Origin of the sequence: Exiguobacterium sp. s123 (assembly GCF_018617075.1) — a bacterium.
In the GTDB taxonomy this organism is placed as follows: Bacteria; Bacillota; Bacilli; order Exiguobacteriales; family Exiguobacteriaceae; genus Exiguobacterium; species Exiguobacterium profundum.
Map to the genome: position 1 here is coordinate 1 of NZ_JACSJL010000009.1, position 22,758 is coordinate 22,758.

Consider the following 22,758-nt stretch of genomic DNA (forward strand, 5'->3'; position numbering starts at 1 on the left):
AGAATGAAGTCACCACAACACACATTCAGACGGAGGAAATCTCATGAGCTACACCCATCTTACCACAACGGAACGCGTGAAAATAGAGACCTATCTGGAGCTCGGGATGTCCATCCGGTCCATCGTGAGACGGCTCGGGCGTCATCCCTCGACCGTCTCGCGGGAGGTCAGACGGAACCCCGGCTACGAATCGGGACGTGCCCAGCAGCGCTACGTGAAGAAGAAGGCAAACTGCGGCGCCAAGACGAAGCTCGACGAGGCGACTCGCCGGACGATCACCGAGAAACTGTGGGCGACCTGGTCGCCGGAACAGATCGCCGGTCGTCTCTTCGACGAGGAAATCGCCTTCTCGACCATCTATCGCTGGATTTACTTGGGACGGATTGACGTGCCGACATCCGTGCTCCGCCAGAAGGGCAAGCGTCAAAAGCCGGTCGAGACGCGGGGGCGATTCAATGTCGGATTGTCCATCGCCAAGCGCCCGAGAGAGGTGCGTGCACGCAAGACATTCGGGCACTGGGAGCTCGACACCGTGGTCTCCGGACGTGGGAAGTCGAAGGCATGCGTCGCGACGTTCGTCGAGCGGAAGAGCCGGTTCTACATCGCCCTCCCCGTGGCCGCGTTCAGGACGGCGACGACGGACCGAGGCAAAGAGTTCAGCTGTCACGAGCGTATTCGGACGTCGCTCGGCGTGCCACTCTATTTCGCCGACCCGTACGCGTCCTGGCAACGAGGGAGCAACGAGAACGCCAACGGTCTCCTCCGCGAGTTCTTCCCGAAAGGAACGGACTTCGCGCAGGTCGGTGACGGCGAACTCGCGGATGCGCTCGCCAAGATCAACGGGCGACCGAGAAAGTGCCTGGACTGGAAAACCGCACACGAGGCCTTCACCGAGGAAGTGTTGCGCTTAATTTGACAAACCGTCTTATAAAAAAAACACCATTCGACCGAATGGTGTTCCAGATTGTAGACAAAGTCACGTTTCAGTTCGCCTGAAACGTGACTTTGTCTACAATCTGAGCGGATTTCATTTTACTGAAATCCGCTTTATTTTATTCAGCTATTTTTAAATACCTACTAACTTAGTTGTTTTCTATTTGCTGATCCAAGTTTTGCTCGATGTATTCTTTGCCCCATTCGTACATGGAATCAAGAATTGGAATAAGGCTTCTTCCTTGTTCGGTAAGTGAGTACTCCACTTTCGGCGGAACCACAGGGTATACTTCCCGGTGGACAATCAAATGATCTTCAAGTTCACGCAATTGATTCACGAGCATCCGTTGCGTGATGCCTGGCATAAGACTTTTTAATTCCCCAAAACGTTTAGTTCCTTCTTTTCCTAAATGCCATAGCACTAGCATTTTCCACTTTCCTCCGATGATGGAAAGTGTCAGCTCTTTTTCACAATTAAAAACTTTCTCTCCTAAATTAGGCATCTATTTTCTTTCCTTCCTTGTTATATTTCTATCGTATACTTTTCGATACTATGTGATAAAAAAGTCAGTACTATAATTAATGTAACTTACTAATTGTACTAGATATAGAATGGTTAGTAAATTTTTTTAGCATTGGAATAATGTCTTTGCAATTGTGGGCGATAATGCAATAAAAACAGAAAAGAGGATAAAAAATGATACGAATCGGCATAGTGGGTACTAATTGGATTACAGAAATATTGCTTGAAGCGGCAAAAGAGATTGAGAATTTTAAATTAGCAGCCGTTTATTCCCGAACGTTGGAAAGAGCAGAGGAATTTGCCAGTCAATAAGGAATAACTAAAATTTTTACTGACTTGGAAGAAATGGCAGTCAGCGATGAAATCGATGCGGTTTATATTGCCACACCCAACTCATTCCATGCTGACCAAGTCGTCTTGTTTTTTAAAAACTCCAAACATGTATTATGTGAAAAACCGATGGCTGCCAATGCAGCAGAAACAGCGAAAATGATTCAAGAAGCGAAAGATCATAATGTGCTGCTTATGGAAGCGATGAAATCTACGTTGCTTCCAAACTTTAAGGCCATTCAAAATAATCTGCACAAAATCGGCCCTATCCGCAGATACTTTGCTAGCTATTGCCAGTACTCATCGCGTTATGATGCATACAAAAAAGGAACAGTATTAAATGTATTTAATCCAAATTTTGCGAACGGTTCATTGATGGATCTGGGCACCTACTGTTTATACCCGCTCATTTTACTGTTCGGCGAACCAAAAGAAATAAAGGCCACAGGTCTTATCCTGGATTGCGGTATAGATGACGAAGGAAGTGTCCTATTGAAATATGATGACAAAGATGCGGTTATCATTTATTCAAAAATCACAAATTCCACTTTACCAAGCGAAATCCAAGGGGAAAAAGGAATTATGGTGATTGATAAAATACATTCAGCCGAAAAAGTGGACATTCATTACAACGATGGCACTGTTGAATCAGTGACAGTAGGACAACCTCAGCCCGCTATGTATTATGAAGTGAAAGAGTTTATCGATTTAATCAGCCAAAAGAAAACGGAGTCACTTGTTAATTCGTTTGAAAACTCCTATACCACCATGTGCGTAATGGATAAAGTCCGCCAAGAAATCGGCCTGTCCTATCCAAGTGATTCCAAGTAAACGGTCTTCAATTGATCAGGCCGTCGGAAGCGAATCAGAATTTTTTTCTTCTATATAATTGGAAGTATTCACTGGCTCTAAAATAAACTTTTCTAATACGTGAAGCACCCCTTCTTCATTGTTCGTAAAGGTCGTATAATCAGCCATAGCTTTCACTTCCTTTACGGCATTTCCCATTGCTATACCGAGACCGGCTGTCTCAATAAGTTCGATGTCATTATAGTTGTCACCAATACCGATTATTTCTGAACGGTCTATACCAAGTTTTTTCGCTAAGCATAATAGGGCACTACCTTTGTTTGCCTCGGGATGGGTGATTTCAAGGTAGTGTTTTTTTGATTTTGCGATGTGAGCATACTTGCCGAATAAGGTTTGCAATTCATTTTGTAAGTAATCGAGGACGATTGGTTCTTCGATAAAAAGTAGTTTTGTCACGCCTTTTTGGGCAAGCTTGATGAGATTGGGCTCTATCCGATAGGGCACTTTAACTGCTTCAGAATAAGCAATCAGCTTGTCATTTTCTACGGCACTGTAGAGAATATCATCTTGGTATATTTGTAGATGTAATTTTTTCTCACGAGAAATTTCGATTAACTTTTGTGCAATATCGGGAGGAACAGTGCGCTCATATATTACTTCTTTTTCATTAACATCCTTGATCAATGCACCTTGATAAGTGATGAGCGGTACATTTATACCCAACTGCAGGGCAATGAGTTTCGCAGAGGAAAACATGCGGCCCGTAGCAATCGTAACAATTGTCCCCGCTTCCACCGCTTTTTTAATAGCGGTTACTGTATTTGGTGAAATCATTAAATCGTCTGTGAGCAATGTCCCATCGAGATCGATCGCGACCAATTTATACATAGGCTCTCTCCTTACAATTATGTTTTATCTTTCATGGAAAAATGATTGAAACAGAAAAATTCAACTTAATCCTTCAAACAACAATACTCGCGCAGGTGAAGCCTCCGTACCTACTAATTTCAAAGGCGCGGCAACCATAAAGTATTGTCCTTGCTCCACTTCCTTCAATCTCAGGCCCTCTATGATGATGATGTCATTTGCAAATAAGGTTTTATGCGTCGGATGCCCTTCTTGGCTTCTTTCAATTCCAAGCGCATCTATTCCAACCCCGCGAATCCCTAACTCAGCAAGATAGCTTGCTCCATCTTTTGCCAGATAGACAAAATCAAAATTAAACTTTTCCTCAAACGAGTTTTTCGTTTTTAATAAAATAAAATCTCCTTTTTGAAGCTTGAATCCTTCTAAGTCCGTTTTTGAAATTCCGTTCTTTACTGCCGTCAAATCGAGAACTTGACAAGGCCCTACAAGACTGTCCAGCGAAAGCGATTCGAATGTCTCTCCATCCACATTCATATGAAGCGGCGCATCGATATGCGTTCCGGTGTGCACATCCAGATCCAGCCGCGTTTCCGTAACATAGCCGTTTGTCTGCTGATTGATTTTCGGCTGTTTTTCCGGTTTGTCCTTGTAAACGGTCATGCCTTCATAGATCGCCCCTGTTACATCATACATTTTCATGTAATCCAACCCTCCATTAGTAATATTGTCTTCAATGATACCTTCACCTTCGCATGCCATTTATACAGTTGTCCAATGAAAATACTTTGGTGCAAAAAAGTTCAAGCTTGATAAACAATTAGAAATAAGCTTGAGCTTAAAAAATCTTAAACTCAAGCTTATTCGTTGTTCTATTCTAAATTCGCATGTCTGCCATACATGACATCGGATTTGAGTCCCTTTTTATCCATGAATCTCAAAATCACCGCGTCATAAAACACAAGAAGCGACTGTTCAAACAATGATCCCATCGGTTGAATCGATTTGCCACTAGTGCCCTCCCCTTTTGCTTGTGCCGGTATTTCAATTCGAATATCCGCCAGTTTGCCTATTGTAGACTCAGGGTTTGTAGTAACAGCCACTATGGTTGCACCGATGCTTTTGGCTTTCTTCGTCATGGCTGCGAGGCTTTGGGTCTCCCCGGAACCAGAACCGACAATGAAAATATCATCGACTTCCAGGTTCGGTGTCACCGTTTCTCCAACCACATACGCATCCAGGCCTACGTGCATCATACGCATCACAAATGCCTTAGCCATAAAGCCGGATCGGCCCCCGCCTGCCACAAATATTTTCTTTGCACGCAGGATGCCGTCCACTGCCTTTTCGGCTTCCTCATCATCAATGAGAGCAGTGGTCCGCTTCAATTCAGCCAGTATTTCGTCTGTATAGCCCGCCGTGTTCATATTACGCCGTGACACTTTCTTTCATCATCTTTTGAATTTTTTCCGCTTCCGCGCCCTTGTTCTCTTTGCTTGTAATTCCACCGCCGACAATGATTAAATCCGGTTGTGCTTTAATGACTTCCGGCAATGTCTCCAGTTTGATGCCGCCTGCAATAGCAGTTTTGGCATTTTTTACGACGCTTTTGATTGTACGAAGATCTTCGAACGAATCTTTCCCTTCCGCTTGCAGATCGTAGCCTGTGTGGACACAGATATAATCCGCGCCAAGTTCATCAAGCTCTGCGGCCCGTGTTTTGATATCTTTTACGGCGATCATATCCACCAGGATTTTCTTACCTTGTTTTTTCGCTTCTTCAACTGCGCCCTTGATGGATGAGTCTTCTGCCTGAGCAAGAATCGTAACAATATCTGCTCCTGCAGCAGCAGCATTTGATACTTCATAAGCTGCAGCGTCCATAATTTTCACATCTGCAAGAACTTCCAGGTTAGGGAAAGCTGCTTTTATTTCTGCGACAGCTTTAAGACCTTCTTTATTGATGACTGGCGTCCCGATTTCAACGATGTCGATAAACGCCTCTACTTCTTTAACCACTTCGATTGCTTGTGGAATGTTTACTAAGTCTAAAGCTAATTGTAATTTCATGTGTCATTCTCCTTGTTGTCGTATTTTTGATTCTGACTTAGTGTAAAACCTACAAGCATTGTTGTGAAGTACGCACTTTAATTTCACATACTGACAAAAAGTATACTGTCGGCGGCTATCACAATGGTAATCTGTTTAATTTCATATATATGCATTTATTTCTTAATGTATCTGATTAACTTTATAGTTCTATTAAGACCGCTTTAAGATAATCCAATTACTTTTTCCTTTTCACTAAACACTCAACACGACTTATCCAGTTTGAAAATCAATTACTTGTTTCTTATCCGAATGAGCTATTGTAACTTTTTTGCAATAGATTACTTTCGATAATGGGATTTAACCTTTGTTATTTCTCCCTCAAAAAATCCTAAATTCCTTAACTTCTAAAAAATATTTCATGATAGAGATATTTTGTATATCAGATAAGTTTTTAAGAACCGGATCCCTGGTGAATTTCCTCCTCTTTCCCTTGCTACAGTATACTTTTTGTAAGTATATGTTTATAAAGTGCTTACTTACATAAAAAACTTTGAGTCATTATACTAAAACCTGTTGCGATTATCAGTCATGCCAGAGACACATGATTTTAAGAGTAGGAGGTTTTAACATATGCACACCGAGAATCTGCTTGAAGAATTTAATTTTCAAAATGATTTATTTGAATTTAAACAAGAACGGCCCCTGCAAAACATGACATTTGTCTTGTTCGGAGCAACAGGAGATTTAGCACAACGCAAGTTATTTCCTGCTCTGTACAATCTATACCTGGACGGGAAGTTACCTGAAACCATCTCCGTTGTCAGTACCGGCAGAGACTATTGTTCGGATGAAACCTTTCAGTATAAAGTGGAAAAAGCACTTTACGCATATTCCAGAAGGTCCATTCACGCTTCATCTTTGCCAGCTTTTTTAGAGAAATTTCGGTATTGCAGCTTTGATGCGACAGAAAAAGAGTCTTACTACAAACTGCGCGAACTTATTGAAAACAGGGAAAACGAGTTGGGTATTCCTCAAAATCGGCTGTTTTACTTGTCTGTGGCCCCCAGCTTAATTGATATTATCACGTCCCACCTTAGTAAAAGCGGAATCAGTCAAAACAACGGGTGGAAACGCCTCATTGTTGAAAAACCGTTTGGAAACAGCCTAAAAACAGCCAGAAAATTAAATGAGAATTTGAGCAACGTTTTCCGTGAAGAGGAGATCTACCGAATTGATCACTACCTAGGGAAACCTATGGTACAAAAACTAAGAACCTTGATCTTGGCGAATCCGATCTTGGAATCTTTGTTGAATCATAAACAAATTTCAAATGTCCAAATTACAGCAAGTGAGACTGTAGGTGTAGAAAACCGGGCTGATTATTATGATAAGGCAGGAGCCATCCGGGATATGGTTCAAAACCACCTTCTTCAGTTGGTCACAATGACAGCTGTCTATCTTTCGGATAACTTCATGGAAAATAAGGGCCGGGTGAAAAAGACAGACATTATTGCCTCTCTCCAACCCATCCGGAAAGAAAAAGCATACCAAAGCGTTGTCCGCGGCCAGTATGGTCCGGGAGAGGTTCAGGGCAACCCCGTCATTGGCTACAAAGAGGAGCCGGGGGTTAATGATTCCTCAACGAATGATACTTTTTTTGCAGCTCGCCTTTCTATCGAACACCCCTCATGGAATGGAATCCCCTTTTATATACGAACAGGAAAACGGATGAATCAGAAGTCGACACAAATTGTCATTGAATTCGAGAACAAGGTGATGGATTTAAATACACAGTTAGGAAGCTCTCCAAATTTAATGATTCTTGAAATTAGTCCAAATGAAAGCATTTCGTTGCGCGTAAATTTAAAAGATCCATCCAGCACTGGATACAAACCTGTTTGGATTGATTTCTCAACCAGCTCAGAAAATCAGCCGGAAGCATATGAACTTCTGCTCTATGATGCACTGTGCGGCGATTCAACGTTCTTTGCCGATTGGAGAGAAGTGGAACTATCATGGAAGTGGATTCAACCACTATTAGAAGCTTACCAAGAGGAGTTATTGCCTTTATATTCTTATCCAGCCGGTTCAACAGGTCCAGAAATGGCAAATGAGTTATTGCTGACGGATCAATCGAAGTGGTGGTAAAAAATAGTTCATTCAAAAGGAGAGAGATTACATGCCCGTTTCGTTTGATTTCACCAATGTATTATCGTTTATAACGAATAGCGAGTTTGAAAATATTAGCGAATTTGTCAAACAAGCGCATAACCAACTTCACCAGCAGACAGGACCGGGTTCTGACTACTTGGGGTGGATCGACTGGCCGATTAACTATGATAAAGAAGAGTTTCTCCAGGTGAAACTGGCTGCCGAAAGAATTCAGCAACAGTCAGATGCGCTGATTGTGATTGGCATCGGCGGCTCTTATCTAGGCTCCAAGGCAGCAATAGAAGCCTTATCACATACATTCCATAACCAAGTTAAAGGGAATACGGAAGTTTATTTTGCTGGACATAACATTAGCCCAACTTATATCACACATTTGCTTCAGCTACTGGAAGGGAAAGACATTTCCATCAATGTGATCTCCAAGTCCGGCACAACCACTGAACCCGCTTTAGCCTTCCGGATCTTCCGTACCCTTTTGGAAAAAAAGTATGGAAAAGAAGAAGCTAGAAATCGAATTTATGTCACAACCGACCGGAGCAAAGGTGCGCTTCGGAATCTTGCAGTTGAAGAAGGATACGAAACATTTGTCATTCCTGATAATATCGGAGGACGATACTCCGTTTTGACTCCAGTCGGTTTACTTCCGATGGCTGTAGCCGGGCTTAATATCGACCAAGTGATGCAGGGGGCAAAAGCTGCTTACCACGAATACAACAATCCCGTACTCGCTGCAAACGAAAGCTACCAATATGCTGCAGTAAGGAATATTTTTTATAATAAAGGAAAATCGATTGAACTGTTTGTAAGCTACGAGCCTGGCCTGCTTTCTACAGCAGAATGGTGGAAACAACTTTTCGGGGAAAGTGAAGGGAAAGATGAAAAAGGACTCTTCCCCGCTTCTGTCAATTTCTCCACTGATTTACATTCAATGGGGCAGTATGTGCAGGAAGGGCACCGTCTATTCTTTGAAACAGTTTTGCAAGTGAAGAAACCTTCCCTCGACCTTGTCATACAAGAAGATCCAGCCAATATGGATGGGTTGAACTTCTTAGCAGGAAAAACAATGGATGAAGTGAACAAAAAAGCGGCACTTGGAACTTCCCTTGCTCATGTCGATGGAGGTGTGCCGAATCTGGTCATTGAGCTAGACGAACTCAATGAATTCACCTTTGGCGAAATGATTTATTTCTTCGAAAAAGCCTGCGCGATCAGCGGCACTTTACTCGGTGTCAATCCATTTGACCAACCAGGAGTAGAGGCATATAAAACCAATATGTTTGCATTGCTTGGCAAAGAAGGATTTGAAAAAGAAAGAGAAAAGCTGGAAAATCGGCTGTTGCCGTCTGGCAACTCACAAAACGATGAGGTGAAAATACAATGAAGCAGCAAATTGGAGTCATCGGTTTAGGGGTAATGGGAAAAAACTTAGCCCTGAACATGGAGAGTAAAGGTTATTCTGTATCTGTCTATGATTATTGGACAGACCGAATCGACGAATTAGCTGAAAAAGAAGCACAAGGAAAAAAGATTTTGGGAGCATACAGTGTTGAAGAGTTTGTCCTTTCATTGGAAACCCCCCGCAAAATCTTGTTGATGGTGAAATCTGGAGACACGACGGATTCGGTCATTGAATCCCTCCTTCCCCACCTTCAATCAGGGGACATTCTATTAGACGGAGGAAATTCGTTTTTTGAAGACACGAATAGGCGAACAGCAAAATTACAAGAAGCAGGCTTGCACTTTCTAGGCGCCGGAATTTCCGGCGGAGAAGAAGGTGCCCGCAACGGTCCTTCCATCATGCCCGGTGGACCGAAAGAAGCATATGAACAAGTCAAACCTATTCTGGAAGCAATTTCGGCAAAAGTAGATGACACTCCTTGCAGTGCCTATATGGGCCCTGATGGAGCTGGCCATTATGTAAAAATGGTTCATAATGGCATTGAATACGGCGATATGCAATTGATATCCGAAGCCTATTTCATCATGAAACACGCGCTTGGCCTTTCTGTCCTAGAAATGTCCACTATATTCTCGGATTGGAACAAAGGGGAGCTTGACAGTTACCTTGTCGAAATTACCGCCGATATTTTGAACAAGCGGGATGAAGATACCGGGAAGCCGCTTGTTGATCAGATTTTGGATGTGGCCGGACAGAAAGGGACTGGGAAATGGACAAGCCAAAACGCGTTGGATTTAGGTGTTTCCCTTCCAATCGTCACAGAGTCCGTTTTCGCAAGGTTTATTTCCTCGGTCAAGGAAGAACGGGTCGCGGCAAGCAAAATTCTGCAAGGCCCTGAACCGAAAAAACAGGCAGGCGACTCCCAAGAAATGATTGAAGCCATCCGCAAAGCCTTATACATGAGTAAGATTTGCTCGTATGCCCAAGGTTTTGCCCAAATGCGTGCGGCATCTGAAGAGTATGGCTGGAATATTCCTTACGGGGACGTTGCCATGATCTTCCGTGGAGGATGCATCATCCGGGCGCAATTCCTGCAAAAGATCAAAGAAGCATTTGACGGCAATCCCGAACTGCCTAACTTATTAATTGATCCATATTTCCAGGAGATTATAGGGGAGTATCAGCATTCTCTACGAAAAGTGCTGACGCTGGCCATTCAGCAAGGAATTCCGGCGCCCGCTTTTTCTAGCGCATTGGCTTACTATGACAGCTATCGCTCTGAGACATTGCCAGCCAATTTAATCCAGGCACAGCGGGATTACTTTGGTGCCCATACGTACCAGCGTGTAGACAAAGAAGGTTTCTTCCACACCGAGTGGCAAGTAAAATAACCAGAAACAATAAGTATGTAGAAGCTTGTTAGAACATCACGTAATCAGACTGAAAGGCCTGTTGGAAAAAGAAAGTTTTCCAGCGGGCTTTTTTGAATACATTGCAGCCTCCATGCTCATTGACGCCTTCTCCAATAGATTTTAATTGTCGATAAACAATTATCTGGAATCTGGATCCTTCCGGAAAATCATCTTTTTATGTTTGAAACTTTAACTCTATGAAAAAATTCTACCGTTAAAAGGGGCGGAATCCCTAAAAGAACCAATCTGCTAAAGGGTATGCTATTTTGATTATTTTTAAGTTGATAAACTACCGCAGATCTAAAATGATAGCACTCGCTCGATGCATTCTTACAAGAGCAAGCGAACCGGTAAATTCGGATCGAGTAGGAGGGAGCGATTAACTCCCGACCTCTCACACCACCGTACGTACCGTTCGGTATACGGCGGTTCAATTAAGATATATGACGCAAAGTTTCATAACGTGCTATCAAACTTTTGAGCCCTTGGGAACTCCAGTAGGAGTTTCCGAGGGCTCTATGCAATACCGGACTATTTGAAATTCGCCAGTAACTCTTTCGCGAGTTACCCCATTCATAAGCCTTCCCTTTCGGGAGGCTCATTCCGATGAGTTTTCTCACTTTCGTGCTCGGCTTCTTCCAATCTTTCCACATGCACATGCGGAGCCTTCTTCGAGTCCACGATTCTAGGTCTTTGAATACGCTTGGCGTATCCGCCAACGCAAAATAACCGCACCAACCCGTCAGGTACTGGTTCAGCTTTTCAATTCGCTTTTCCATTGAATACGGTTTACTTCGTGAGGTGATGTCCCGAACTTTGTCTTTCATCCGGTTTAGGCTCGCTTTCGCAATCCGCACCTTCGGTTCTTTATGGGAAGTAAAGCTGAAGCCAAGGAATTTACGCTTCCATGGTCGGTCTACAGCTGATTTGCTGGTATTCACTTTCAACTTCAGCTTTCCTTCTATAAATGAAGTCACCGACTTCATGACCCGGTTGCCTGCTTTCGGTGTTTTCACGTAGATGTTGCAGTCATCGGCGTAGCGGACAAACGAGTGACCACGCTTTTCGAGCTCCTTGTCCAGTTCATCCAGGACAATGTTCGAGAGCAGCGGGCTGAGAGGACCTCCTTGCGGAGTGCCTTCCTCACTGTTCATAACGACTCCGTTTATCAAGATGCCGGTCTTCAGATACTTGTGGATGAGCTGAAGCAGGTGCTTGTCCTCGGATTCGCTTCGCCAGAAGCCCCATGAGCTTGTCATGGTTCACCCGGTCGAAGAATTTCTCCAAGTCGATATCGACTACCCAGCGGTTGCCATCTTCGATATAGCCTTTCGCTTTCTTGACCGCCCCGTGGGCACTCCGATTTGGGCGGAACCCGTAACTGTGGTCAGAGAAAGTGGGGTCATAGATAGACGACAACACTTGGGCAATCGCCTGTTGAATGAAACGATCCATCACGGTAGGGATGCCAAGCAGTCGCACACCGCCGTCAGGTTTCGGGATTTCGACCCTGCGGACCAGCTGTGGCTGATAGGTTCCCGACAGAAGTTCCATTTTCATGGTATCCCAGTGTTCGATGACATGCGCTCGCAGGTTTTGTACGGGCATTTCATCGACACCATGGCTTCCTTTATTCCGAAGCACCCGGTTCAGGGCACGTATTAAATTTTCCCGTGAGAGAATCTGTTCCATTAACATTCGTTATGCCTCTTTCCGTGAACAACGGTTCTTCTTTATCCAGTTTCTGCTCCACCCTCTTGATGTCCCCAGTGGAATTCACCACGTCCTCCAGTCAAGTAAGCCCTAACGGGTTGTCTGTGTTCAACGCAGAAACTGCCTGCCAAGATGTTGTTCTCTCTTAATTGTTCAGCCCTTCCCATCCGTCTCGAGACCAGATGGTACTATGGCTTCTGCTGACTTCTGGTTGTTCAGCTGCCCATCACTGGGCAGGTTACCAAGGGTACTTGGCGCTCCAACCAGACCTCCCCGGGTAAGAACGCAATCTTTCCCTCCCCCTATCTGCTTCATTTACTGCATGCGACCTTCGGCAGAAAGGGCTTTGCCTTGTTTGGCAGGCTCACCCAATCGCACATAGCCTTCTATGAAGTTCGTGTTCCTCAGACCGGAGGTTTGCCGCCCGCTTCCTTCAGATTCCACGTCGCCGTGGACACCCTTGCGCTTGGCTAACTGTTACTTCTGCATTTATGAGTATAGTCCGATAAAATAGGTAGCGACGACCAACAGGAGCACGTATGAGAAAATGACTGTCGGAGGAGAGACCATCTCATGTTCGAAGCGCTTAAACAATCGTTCTGCCAGATGGCCACTGATGAGTACACTCATCCCTACCAACGCTCCACCCAAAAAGACATTTAATTCTGTCGTCAGAGCAAAGAATACGCTGAACATGATAAATACCGTGGTAAATAGAGTAGAGAAGAATTTAAGTTTATTCACAATGACACACCCCATCCTTTTTTGATTACGAGAGCGCGCTCGTACTCACTTTAATATACTTACGAGTTCGACTTGAAAGAAGATTCATAGGTTTTGATGGATGAGAAGAACAGCTTCAATACAAAACCGGACAACCCGCACTCATTCGACTGTATACATTTCGACGTCGAAATGGATTAGGCTTGTCAGCGATGCCTCGTCTTGTGTTTACGTAGTAAATACGCGAAAATGGAAGTGAGATGAATGCGAGTCAACATGCGTTCAAATGAGAAATCTATCAAATGGTAAAGTGGTGAATGCTGTGCAGTCTAATGAAACCAAAGTGACCTCTTTTCGAGTCTCACAAGAGGTAAAGGAACACATCCAGCGGTTGTCGGAACAGCGGCAGCTGTCGACGAATCAATTATTTGAAGAACTGATCGCCTTGGCTGATAAACAGGTTCCAGATCCATTGATCAGTGAGGAGAACGACGCTCTCCAGGCGGCATTGAATCAGGTGCTGGCCCTCTTCAATGAACGTGCCACGCGGCTAGAGCTTCGGACAAAGGAACACGAACGGATCCGTTCACGCTATCAAAAGACGATTCATGACCTTGAGCAAAGTATCATCATAGAGTCAGAACAGCTCAAAGAGGACTATGAGCGTCAAGTCGCGGCCCACGAACAGGAATTACTTCCACTTCAACATCAAGTGGAGCTCCTATTCGCCGAGAAACAGAACGCTCAGGACGCCCTCGAGACCGAACGTGCTTCTTTCAAAGAAGAACTAAAGGCCCAGAAGAAGTTGGTCTTTAATTTAGAAGAAGACGTCAAGAAGCTCGAGCTAGAGCGCAGCCAGCTCAATCGTCAAAACCAGAACCTGATGGACACGCTTGACGATTTGAAGGCACGAACGCGACGAAACGACCAACTCGAAGAGGAGAACCAAAAACTTCACTTAGAAGTACAGCTCCTCCGTCGTGAAAAAGAGGCGTTCGAGAACCGGTTACAGGAACAGGTCGAGCTCGCGGTCCTGCGGGAGCGGAACACCCAACAAAATAAACAATGATACGAAAAGGGTACTAGATTGAGTCAACCAGTGACTGAATCTAGTACCCTTATATTTATTACAAAGTAAGGATTTAACGGTTTGAAGAAATCGCCTGATACATGTTCCATGATTTGACCAAAAAAGCTCCATTTATACGTAGAATCATAACCTCATGAGAGTATAAAAATGACTCGACTTGGTCCAATTAAGATTTCACCCGCAATCCACGCTTCTTGAATCGATTACGCTTTTCTTCTAATTTCACTTTCATATCTACCGAGAACGTACTTTCAGGAGTGTTGTAGGCGCGCCGTGCTGCCATACTAAGCATTTTAGCCACATCCTCCGCCCGGTCGTCCTGTAAATCAAGCAGTGAAGATCGAACATACTGGCGAGCCATTTCTCGGTCACGTAGCGATTCAGGGACCGATACATGACGACTTAATGCCAGAGCCAATTGAGCCGTCTCTAAGCGATAGCTTGTCCCACCTGCCTGCATACGATTCAGTTCATCCGCTAGCTCGCTTTGCAGACGTACATGATTACTGTCCGTCATCGGTCACCCTCCTCTACTCTTCTTTTGATTTATTATATACCCTTTTCCTGAAAAATTCGACTCAAGTCGTGCACGTTACAAAATGGATCGTCCCACGTCATGTTCGCTTTATATTCCTCTACAAGTTCGAGAAGTTTGTCTTTATCGCAAAGTTCCAATAGATTCGTCTTTTCGAGATCCTCTAAGTCCTTTTGGCGAGAGGAGAAGATCTTGGTACATGCTAATAGTTCAATGTCAGGGACATACACATCAATCGCCTCGAATAGACCTTCGATCTTATGACGGAATTCATTTTCTCTAAAGTCTTCACGGGGTGGGAACTGAATGACCCCTTCGACAATTTCAATTTCATATTCATGAAGTGCCTCTTTTAATTCAGGTGTCACAACGCCCTCCGTCACGCGAATGTCAATATCTCGCGTCGGACGATACTCGGCATCTTTATTCATCATTTCAATGAAGAGAAGGATCCCCGAGGCGCCAACCACAACAAACTCGACTTCGATGTTTCTTGAGGCGCAAAACGTATCAAGCACGAGCAAGGTATCGATGATACTTTCCACGTCCTTGTATTGATTAGAGTAAGTCATGTATGTCCCTCCTGATGAAAATGACCCACTCTGATTCGGTATGTTAAGAATCTTAGTGGGCCATGATGTATTTCGCTTCTCTCAACTTAATTCGTATTTAAATAGGCACTGAGAGCCCGCCGGATAATCTCATCTTCTGACACATGTTCTTTTTGCGCGGCTTGCGTTAATCCGACGTATAAAGGATCTGTCAGATCAGCAAAGCGAATCTGTACACGCATGGGTTTCACAGATTTAGTTTCGACTTCGAGCACGCGTTGTTCCTGACGTTCGATCAACATCCGTTTCACTTCACGGAGTTCTTCACGTGTCATCTCGTACACCGTCTTGTCTCCTGAAGCTGTGTAGTACTTCTTATTCTCGAGTAGCGCGAGCTTCGGATCTTCTGGCCACGACAACAACTCAGCAAGCTTCGTTGCACTGAAATCTTGCTCGAGCGTCTTCTCTAAGATGTTCGGACCAAACGTATTCCAAAATGAGACAAATCGATTCACTTGAGAATGTGACATGCCAATTTTGGCTAAGAAGTCTTTCCAATTGCCTTCTTCTTGTTTGAACTCTTTCTTCGTCTCAGGATCACGGAACAGACTATTTGCGTGTGCAAGTATACGACACTTTTCGACAAAGCTAGTCGCTTGAATCGCATCGATGTGGTTGTAATATTGAACGATTCCCTCCATATCCTCAGGGAGCTTCTTGGTGATGATACGTGACAACCCCGTCGCCGGCAGGGCCTGATAAGGGTTCGACACGGTCGTCGTCGCCGAGAATTCTTTCACGGCATCGACTTGTTCCGTACGGCTATCCGTCGTTTGTTGATTCTGATTCACCGGAAGGTTGGCACTGAATGTAGAAATCTTCGGTGTATGTTTCTTTCGGTTGCGTGTCATAACGACAATACCTCCTCAGCAAGTTGTAAATAGGCATCGGTTGCCGGGCTCTTGTGATCAATGACAGGACGAGACTCTCGCTGCAACGTCTGAACCTTCACCGCATAAGGAATCGTCGTCAAAACCGGAATACCGACTTCTTTCCCAAGTTCTTCAAGTTCTTCGACTGTCGTGACATCCCCTTTCGAGCGAGCACTCACCATCGTCGGGATGAAGGCAGCGATATGGATGTCTTCCCGGAATCGCTTCATCTCTTCAAGCTCTTCTGGAGCCGAGTAGACGGCGTCCATTGAGAACTTCTGCATCTGTACAGGCATCACGATGCGATCCTGTGCGACGAGTGCGCAACGGGCATAGGGGTTAAGAGCAGAAGTCGATCCTGGGCAATCGATGAGACAGATGTCAAACAGCTCATCAATCTTGGCGAGTTCTTCGCTGAGGCGATACTCATACCCGATCTGGCTCGTCAGGTCACTCGGTGAGGCCGAACGTCTCGTCGGGACAAGATAGACCGTTCCCGTCTCATACTCGCATGTCACTATGACCTGTTCGATTGGTGTGTAGAATGGGTCATTCTCTTCTAGTAGACAATCGAGTAAGACTTTTCCTTCATAATCGTTTGTCAGACCAAGCCCGTTCGTCGAAGAGGCCTGGTCGTCCGCGTCGATGACGAGGACACGTAATCCGTCGCGTGCATAGACATGCGCCAAGTTGATGGTTGTCGTCGATTTCCCGACGCCGCCCTTTCGATTGTACAATGCGATTTTCTTCATGATTCGTCTCCTCGCTTCTCGTCTGTGACGTCGATGATATTGTCGTTCACGGTCCGCTCGATGATTTCCGTCAACAGTTCACTCACACTCCGGTTTTGGGCATGTGCATACTGTTGGAACTGATCGGACAGGTCGGACGGGATTCGTGCCGAAAGGACGGCAGATGGTTTCTTTGTTTTTTGAAACGGGCTGACTTTGACCTGTTGCACAGGCTCACGGGTCTTACGGGCCTCACGGATTTGTTTGACCGTCAACTCGTCGACGCTTCGTGACTCTCCATCAATATAGAGTCCCTGTTCGACTACCTCTTCGACGTTGTCGAGATACATCAGTTCAAACAGTTTGGAAGCCGGTAAGCTCGCAAGTGATGATTCGAGTGGATGTAACGTCTCATAGGCTTTGACGTACCGAGAGGCAAGAGAACTCGACATGGACACGGCTTCGAGGAACCCCATCCATTCTTTTTTGTCATGCATCTCAGAACGAGCGATGACGAGCCGCTTCCCGATCTCAAATACAGAAATCGTTTGAACTTTTGAAAGCTCATTGATTTCATGAACAAGGTCCTCGACTTCTTTAGAGACCGGAAGTTTTTGGACGAGCGCGCTGATATTCGTCAAACCACTTTGATACGGGTGCTGCTCACTCGGCTTGATTTTATGAATGTTACGATTCCGTGCTTTCATGATGTTTCACCTGCCTGTTCAACGACTTGCTTAGCCAATAGTCGAAACGGTTCAGCAAGTACCTTCGATTCCTTGGAGCGGTACTGGATGACACTCTTTCCACTATCGGCAGCTTTCTCGATGAATGTGGAGCGCTTGATCATCGGAAGAATGTTTAACCCCTCTTCCTTCGCGATGGTTGCCATTGCTTCATAGTACTCCTTGTCTGCCTTTAAAGATGCATCCATCGCGACAGGAAGAATACCTGTGATGACGAGGTCTGGGTTGTAGAACTTTTTCACTTTTTGAACGGTTCGAACCGTACTCGCAAGTTGGTCGAAAACGAGCTTCTTCGGCATGAACGGGATGACCGTCATATTTGATGTCGAAAGCACGACTTTCGAAAGTTCGTTGATCGATGGGACTGAATCTAAGATGATCCAATCAAACTCCTCTTCTAGCGGTGCAATCATGTCCTTTAATAGAAAGAGCTTGTCTTGCTCGGAGATTAGGTTGATCAACCGGGCATTTCGTTCATTCGAAGGGAGAAGACTCACATGATACGTTTCATCATCAAACAGGACTTCTCTGATATCAAGATTACGTGTATGTACGTCAAACATCGTCATGTATTTGATCGTGTCGGATTCTTTTAACATCAGCTTGCTGAGCGAGCCTTGGGGATCCAAATCAATGATGAGGACTCGTTGTCCCAGCTCACCCAATGCGTAAGCCATATTCAAAGAACAGGTCGTCTTGCCTGACCCACCTTTCGATATGTAAAACGTGAGTATGTTCATCTTCTCTCCCCTTTCTCTTTCATATCATTTCACATTCACTCTTTGCATTCAATACAAAAACAGAAAAGACACTGATAAATTCAATACAAAAATGTATACAATAATAATTTTGGTTTGTATACGATTTTTGCATCTGAATATTTTCTGTATACGTTTCGACGTCGAATTGTATACAGAGACATTTTTGGACTATGTATTTATACAAAGTTCCTGTTGTGAACGTCATTCATATTTGTAGATCTTTTCTATAGAAGAAATACTTGGCACATCTAGATATGATTTAAATAATAGAAGAAGAGATAAAACCATATTCTTCTGAGTTAAAAAAATATAAATAGATTAGAGAGAGTTAAATAAAGATTAATAGAATTAGAAAAAGAAGAGGATCTCTCAATCCAGTCATACCAATCCTTCTGACGATTTAAGTGAAAAGAGATATTTCAAAAGGGCCATCGTTTCGTTCACAAAAGTTCATTTTTTTTCAACTCTGATTTGAGAATTAAAAAACAAGAGAGGATTTAATTCAGTAAATCCTTGATTACTTAACTACTTGGTTTGATTTTTTTCCTAAAAGTAAAAAAAGCAGATTCAGTATGCAATGTTGACTTAGAACGAATGAGAAACAATATAAACAGAAGGAAATACCTGAAAAAATGGGTGGTTTTCATATATATTTTCAAAAATGAACATGACAAATAGACCATCATGCGATAGCCAATTTTGCCTGGTTCTCTTTTAGTCGTTGGTGAAGATAGAAAATTGGCTCCTCAAAGAACAGCTTATGGGTGCTCGAGTGGACCAAGTCCTCACGATGGTGTAGGAATGCTTGTTTTAACTCTTCGACGACCTGTTTGAATGTCTCGGCCCCGAATGTATCGCTCATCGAGAAGAGTGAATCACGGTTGACCTTGAGCGCGTCAAAGTCGAAGAACTCCCCAACCCGCTTACGCAATTCGAACCACAGGAGTTGAACTTCCGAGCGGTCTTTCTCTTTGATCTGTTTACTGTCTTGCGCAGCCGAGAGCTGGACTTCAAGTAAGAGCGGTCGTGTCACGTCTTGGACTCGTTTCTTAAGTGAGACATTTTGTTTGACCATGTTCAAGAAATGCTTACTGTCTTCGACAAGCGAGACCTGAAGAAATTTAAGACCAGACATCATCTTTTGGATGGCGAGCTTATGGCCACAGTATTTAGGAAGGAATCCTTTGATCTCATCGTAGGTCAGGATGGCTTGTTCATTTGACTGGACATAAACATCTTTCTCGACCTGGACGATTGTCCGTAGCGCGAGTCGCAACGTGTTCACATTATCGAGTGCGATTAGTTCGGACAAGAGACCGTGCCAAACAGACGTATACCCGGTCTTCGAATCGACCGTTGCACCGTCCACAAACAAATCACGATAGTTTTCAAGGTAATCCGTCAATTGGATTGAGATCACTCCTGGGAAGTGACGTACGACCGTCATGAGCCCATTCTGTTCAAAGATCTTTAAGTTGTTATGTAGGGAGCGGACCGACGTGCATGCAAAATTCGCGACCATGTGGTCTTCAATGAATTCGACTTTCCCTTGGTCATCGGCATAGGCGAGAATAGAGAGAATATGACGGATCCGGGACTTAGTCCATTTGAAGGCCGTGAAACAGGCCGGGATGTTATAGTGATGCTGCTCGTAACGATAATGATCTGCGCGTTTCGTCCAACGCGTCAATCCGCTCATTGCGACCAATAGCTTATTGGCGACCAAAATATGTCGATTCGTCTCCATCATCTCTCCTACACCTCCCCTATCCTAAAATATGCTAGTTTCAGTATCCAGCTCTTTCAAGATAGTGTCAAAGTGCGTTTTCAGTACGGGATTTTGTTACCAAAATGAAAAATACGTTGATACAAAGCCATTTTAAACCGAGAAAAATATGCGTTTTCAGTACGGTCATTTGTTACCAAAACTGATTCATTCGCTCTATAGTGCCATTCCTACAGAAAATAGAGTAGATTTTTTTAGTTGAAAAAGAGAAAAGTGTAGTTTTGGTACGGCACTTAGTTACCAAAAATGAAAAAGTGTAAGTTTGGTACGGTCGTTTGTTACCAAAAGAGAAGAAAATGTAGTTTCAGTACGGTCATCTGTTACCAAAAAGGCAAAAAGAGTCTCAAAAATTTATTTTCAAAAGGGCGATGAATCGGTAAAAATGTAGTTTCGGTACGGTGTTTCGTGACCAAAATAAGAAAATGCAGTTTCAGTACGGTCATCTGTTGCCAAAAACTAAAAAGTGCAAGTTTGGTACGGTTGTTTGTTACCAAAATCGTTGGAATCTGATATAAATGAAAGCCATATTCACCAAAAAAGATGATCTGCTTGAATATCTATCGATCATTAAGAGGTGATTTGAGTGAGGAATATTCAAACCACCCTTCTTATTAAGAAGAAGGAGAGAAGAAGTGTAAGATTGGTACGGCACCATCAAAAATTAAAAATTTGATTCCTGACGTTCCATGAGTATGGATACTAGTTGAGCGTTTTGGCCCATTTTCATCGTTAAATCGATTCATGTGAAACATTAGTGCAGCTAAACTGAAAAAAGAACCCAGATAGACTGGGTTCTCCACGATATCAATTACAATAATAACGTGTCCACATGACCTGGCAATTCCCAAGACTCCAACGGGTAGAAGGTGAAGAAATAATAATCACCGGAACGGTGCCATTCCTTCAGGATGAAATCATGTTCCTTGATTCGATCCAGATTCAACTCAAGCTCTTTCAGATTGTCGGCCTTTCGGACCTTGTTGAATCGAATCGAATAGGTGAACTGACGCCAGTGCCTACGGACGGGTTGTTGCTCCCCTGTCTGGATAGAGCTCATCCGCTCTTTTTGAAGGACGAAGGCCAGGTGATAGGCGAAGCTGCCTTTCAACTGTTCGATCTGTTCCCCGTAGATGCTGACGATCTGTTGTTTCAAGAGGTCGTCGTAAATTTCCTCACTGACCGTGACGATGACCTGGCTCTCGGCTAATGTCGTCGCATTTTTAATGGTAACCGAGGAGAACAGGCCACGGATGAAGAAGTCCCCGTCCTCGTTGTGTCCGGCGACCCGATAATAACCAAGCTTCATGAGACGTTGCGTCGTCAAATCGTAGCTTTTCCCACTATCGTTCGCATACAGCTTCTTGACGAGCTGCGAGAGCGGGAAGATGATTTTCCGGCTCGTCTGAAACGTCATGTCCCGATACGCCAGAATCTCTGTGAAGGCCTCGAAGTCTTTCGAGTCAAGGTCTGGTACCTTCCCGTTCAATTCTTGGATGAACTCTTTGCTGACGAGGAGCGAGAGGTGGTCGGGAATTCCCTTTTTATATTTCGGGACCACCGTGTCATAGTTCTGAAGCTCGAGATTCAGTTGCGACGCTTCGTTCAGTTTTTCATCCAACAGGTCCGTCTGGTTCTTGATGCGGTCGGACATGCCGAAGAATGGGATATCGACGGCGAGCGTCGGAGAATGATGCGCCGTCGGTTGGTTGAGATCGACTTCTTTGGCTACCTCCCATAAGATCATCAAAACGTCCGTCTTGAGCGAGGTCTTCTTCTGATTCACCGTCTTTTGGGACCAGTATGGATACGTATGGATTAACAGGTTTGGATTCTCAGACCATTCCTTCAACTCTTGGATGCATTGTTGCATATAACCTTCGATGGTTTTCACGTGAAACTCTTTCAGGAAGGCTTCGGGTCCGACCAAATGGTGATATGCGGTAATCATCTCGAACCGGGCACGCAATTCTTTTTTCGGGCCGCGTCCCTCTTCGTAGTTTCGGATGGCAGCCTGAACCCATCGTTTCTTTAACTTGTTGAATGAATGATAACGTATTTTCTTATAAGAAGCCTCTAGATTTTCGAATTGATAGTTCTCTTGATAAAGTGCCGTGACAAATTCCTGGATATCAAAGATAGACACGCTGTGGAGAATTTCCTCCATGCGATGCCTCTGAATAGCCGTGACCGCTTGAGAAATGATGAGTTGTTGCGAGCGGCCATTGGAGGTTGATTGAGTCTCCATATTGATCACCTCTTCTAAGGATAAATATAGCACAAACTCAGCCATATTTTTTTATCCAATTTAAATTATTTCAAATACCATAAGTTTATAAAAAAAATGTGCGCCGGCGCACACTTTTAAAAATGTAGGTAAGACAATACTTTATTCTTTTATTCGGTCATCAAGAAGTCAAAAGGTTAATTTCAGATAATCAGATATAAGGATGTTTTCGTGGTCTTGCGTCGTCCGATTATTGATGAAAGTCAAGGATACTCTTTCGAAAGTGAGGTTATCATCTCTTCGATTCGTACTAATAGCGAAACTTAAAGGAGTTATTAAGGAGGCTAATGAATAGTTGAAGCTTAAAGAAATCAAAAAGTGTGCGCCGGCGCACACTTTTTGATAAAAACATTAGAGTGAACTCAGGACGTATATGAGAGAGAGAGTTTGAAAGAAACAGATGGACGGAAA

At 44.0% G+C, this 22,758-nt stretch carries 19 protein-coding genes and 2 pseudogenes; 6 read left to right on the top strand and 15 right to left on the bottom strand.

Translation table 11 applies throughout. From position 1 onward, the window contains the following. Positions 1-43 precede the first annotated feature (43 nt). Complete coding sequence (locus tag KNO72_RS13480; protein WP_214758454.1) at positions 44-916, top strand: IS30 family transposase; 873 nt, start codon at positions 44-46, stop codon at positions 914-916. 166 nt (positions 917-1,082) lie between these two features. On the opposite strand, the gene KNO72_RS13485 is transcribed toward KNO72_RS13480, so the two are convergent. Beyond that, positions 1,083-1,436 (bottom strand): winged helix-turn-helix transcriptional regulator, encoded by a 354-nt coding sequence (locus KNO72_RS13485; protein ID WP_101190298.1) that lies wholly within the window; start codon positions 1,434-1,436, stop codon positions 1,083-1,085. Positions 1,437-1,630: 194 nt separating this feature from the next. Between KNO72_RS13485 and KNO72_RS13490 the strand changes: the two are divergent. Next, positions 1,631-2,617 (top strand): annotated as a pseudogene (locus KNO72_RS13490) (Gfo/Idh/MocA family protein). Between the two features lie 15 nt (positions 2,618-2,632). On the opposite strand, the gene KNO72_RS13495 reads toward KNO72_RS13490, so the two are convergent. The 4 genes from KNO72_RS13495 to hxlA form a co-directional block, all read right to left on the bottom strand. Beyond that, positions 2,633-3,484, bottom strand: coding sequence for a Cof-type HAD-IIB family hydrolase (locus tag KNO72_RS13495; RefSeq protein WP_101190296.1), 852 nt, complete (start codon positions 3,482-3,484; stop codon positions 2,633-2,635). A 60-nt stretch (positions 3,485-3,544) separates the two neighbouring features. Next, a complete protein-coding gene (locus KNO72_RS13500) occupies positions 3,545-4,162 on the bottom strand; it encodes a cyclase family protein (protein WP_101801553.1) in 618 nt (205 codons plus the stop codon). 170 nt (positions 4,163-4,332) lie between these two features. Further along, positions 4,333-4,887 (bottom strand): 6-phospho-3-hexuloisomerase, encoded by a 555-nt coding sequence (hxlB, locus tag KNO72_RS13505; RefSeq protein ID WP_101190294.1) that lies wholly within the window; start codon positions 4,885-4,887, stop codon positions 4,333-4,335. Position 4,888: 1 nt separating this feature from the next. Continuing rightward, positions 4,889-5,530, bottom strand: a complete 642-nt coding sequence (hxlA, locus tag KNO72_RS13510; RefSeq protein ID WP_101190293.1) for a 3-hexulose-6-phosphate synthase — start codon at positions 5,528-5,530, stop codon at positions 4,889-4,891. A gap of 612 nt (positions 5,531-6,142) precedes the next feature. Between hxlA and zwf the strand changes: the two genes are divergently transcribed. From zwf to gndA, 3 genes are read left to right on the top strand one after another with little or no spacing between them, the layout of a single operon-like run. Next, positions 6,143-7,660, top strand: coding sequence for a glucose-6-phosphate dehydrogenase (gene zwf / locus KNO72_RS13515; RefSeq protein WP_214758456.1), 1,518 nt, complete (start codon positions 6,143-6,145; stop codon positions 7,658-7,660). Between the two features lie 31 nt (positions 7,661-7,691). Next, entirely contained in the window at positions 7,692-9,065 is a 1,374-nt protein-coding gene (locus KNO72_RS13520; protein ID WP_214758458.1) for a glucose-6-phosphate isomerase, read from the top strand. Further along, on the top strand, positions 9,062-10,474 hold the full coding sequence (gndA, locus tag KNO72_RS13525) for an NADP-dependent phosphogluconate dehydrogenase (RefSeq protein WP_214754979.1): 1,413 nt from the start codon (positions 9,062-9,064) through the stop codon (positions 10,472-10,474). Before KNO72_RS13520 ends, gndA begins: the two co-directional genes overlap by 4 nt. A gap of 455 nt (positions 10,475-10,929) precedes the next feature. On the opposite strand, the pseudogene ltrA reads toward gndA, so the two are convergent. Together ltrA and KNO72_RS13535 are read right to left on the bottom strand one after the other, a co-directional pair. Next, positions 10,930-12,193 (bottom strand): annotated as a pseudogene (gene ltrA / locus KNO72_RS13530) (group II intron reverse transcriptase/maturase). Positions 12,194-12,697: 504 nt separating this feature from the next. Next, positions 12,698-12,952: a hypothetical protein gene (locus tag KNO72_RS13535; RefSeq protein WP_214758460.1), complete on the bottom strand. Its 255-nt coding sequence runs from the start codon at positions 12,950-12,952 to the stop codon at positions 12,698-12,700. Positions 12,953-13,253: 301 nt separating this feature from the next. Between KNO72_RS13535 and KNO72_RS13540 the strand changes: the two genes are divergently transcribed. Further along, the gene (locus tag KNO72_RS13540; protein ID WP_214758462.1) at positions 13,254-14,000 is read left to right on the top strand and encodes a coiled-coil domain-containing protein; all 747 of its coding nucleotides are present in this window, start codon (positions 13,254-13,256) and stop codon (positions 13,998-14,000) included. A gap of 187 nt (positions 14,001-14,187) precedes the next feature. On the opposite strand, the gene KNO72_RS13545 is transcribed toward KNO72_RS13540, so the two are convergent. The 8 genes from KNO72_RS13545 to KNO72_RS13580 all read right to left on the bottom strand — a co-directional run bounded on the left by KNO72_RS13545 (position 14,188) and on the right by KNO72_RS13580 (position 22,308). After that, the gene (locus KNO72_RS13545; RefSeq protein WP_214758464.1) at positions 14,188-14,538 is read right to left on the bottom strand and encodes a hypothetical protein; all 351 of its coding nucleotides are present in this window, start codon (positions 14,536-14,538) and stop codon (positions 14,188-14,190) included. Positions 14,539-14,570: 32 nt separating this feature from the next. Continuing rightward, on the bottom strand, positions 14,571-15,128 hold the full coding sequence (locus KNO72_RS13550; protein WP_114167414.1) for a DUF6036 family nucleotidyltransferase: 558 nt from the start codon (positions 15,126-15,128) through the stop codon (positions 14,571-14,573). 86 nt (positions 15,129-15,214) lie between these two features. After that, complete coding sequence (locus KNO72_RS13555; RefSeq protein ID WP_214758466.1) at positions 15,215-16,018, bottom strand: hypothetical protein; 804 nt, start codon at positions 16,016-16,018, stop codon at positions 15,215-15,217. Then, entirely contained in the window at positions 16,015-16,791 is a 777-nt protein-coding gene (locus KNO72_RS13560) for a ParA family protein (RefSeq protein WP_214758468.1), read from the bottom strand. Before KNO72_RS13560 ends, KNO72_RS13555 begins: the two co-directional genes overlap by 4 nt. Next, on the bottom strand, positions 16,788-17,477 hold the full coding sequence (locus KNO72_RS13565; protein ID WP_214758469.1) for a hypothetical protein: 690 nt from the start codon (positions 17,475-17,477) through the stop codon (positions 16,788-16,790). The genes KNO72_RS13560 and KNO72_RS13565 overlap by 4 nt, the downstream gene beginning before the upstream one ends. Next, positions 17,474-18,256: a ParA family protein gene (locus KNO72_RS13570; protein WP_214758471.1), complete on the bottom strand. Its 783-nt coding sequence runs from the start codon at positions 18,254-18,256 to the stop codon at positions 17,474-17,476. Before KNO72_RS13570 ends, KNO72_RS13565 begins: the two co-directional genes overlap by 4 nt. Before the next feature lie 703 nt (positions 18,257-18,959). Next, entirely contained in the window at positions 18,960-20,027 is a 1,068-nt protein-coding gene (locus KNO72_RS13575) for a hypothetical protein (RefSeq protein ID WP_214758473.1), read from the bottom strand. An 844-nt stretch (positions 20,028-20,871) separates the two neighbouring features. Continuing rightward, positions 20,872-22,308, bottom strand: coding sequence for a hypothetical protein (locus KNO72_RS13580; RefSeq protein WP_214758475.1), 1,437 nt, complete (start codon positions 22,306-22,308; stop codon positions 20,872-20,874). Positions 22,309-22,758: the final 450 nt, after the last annotated feature.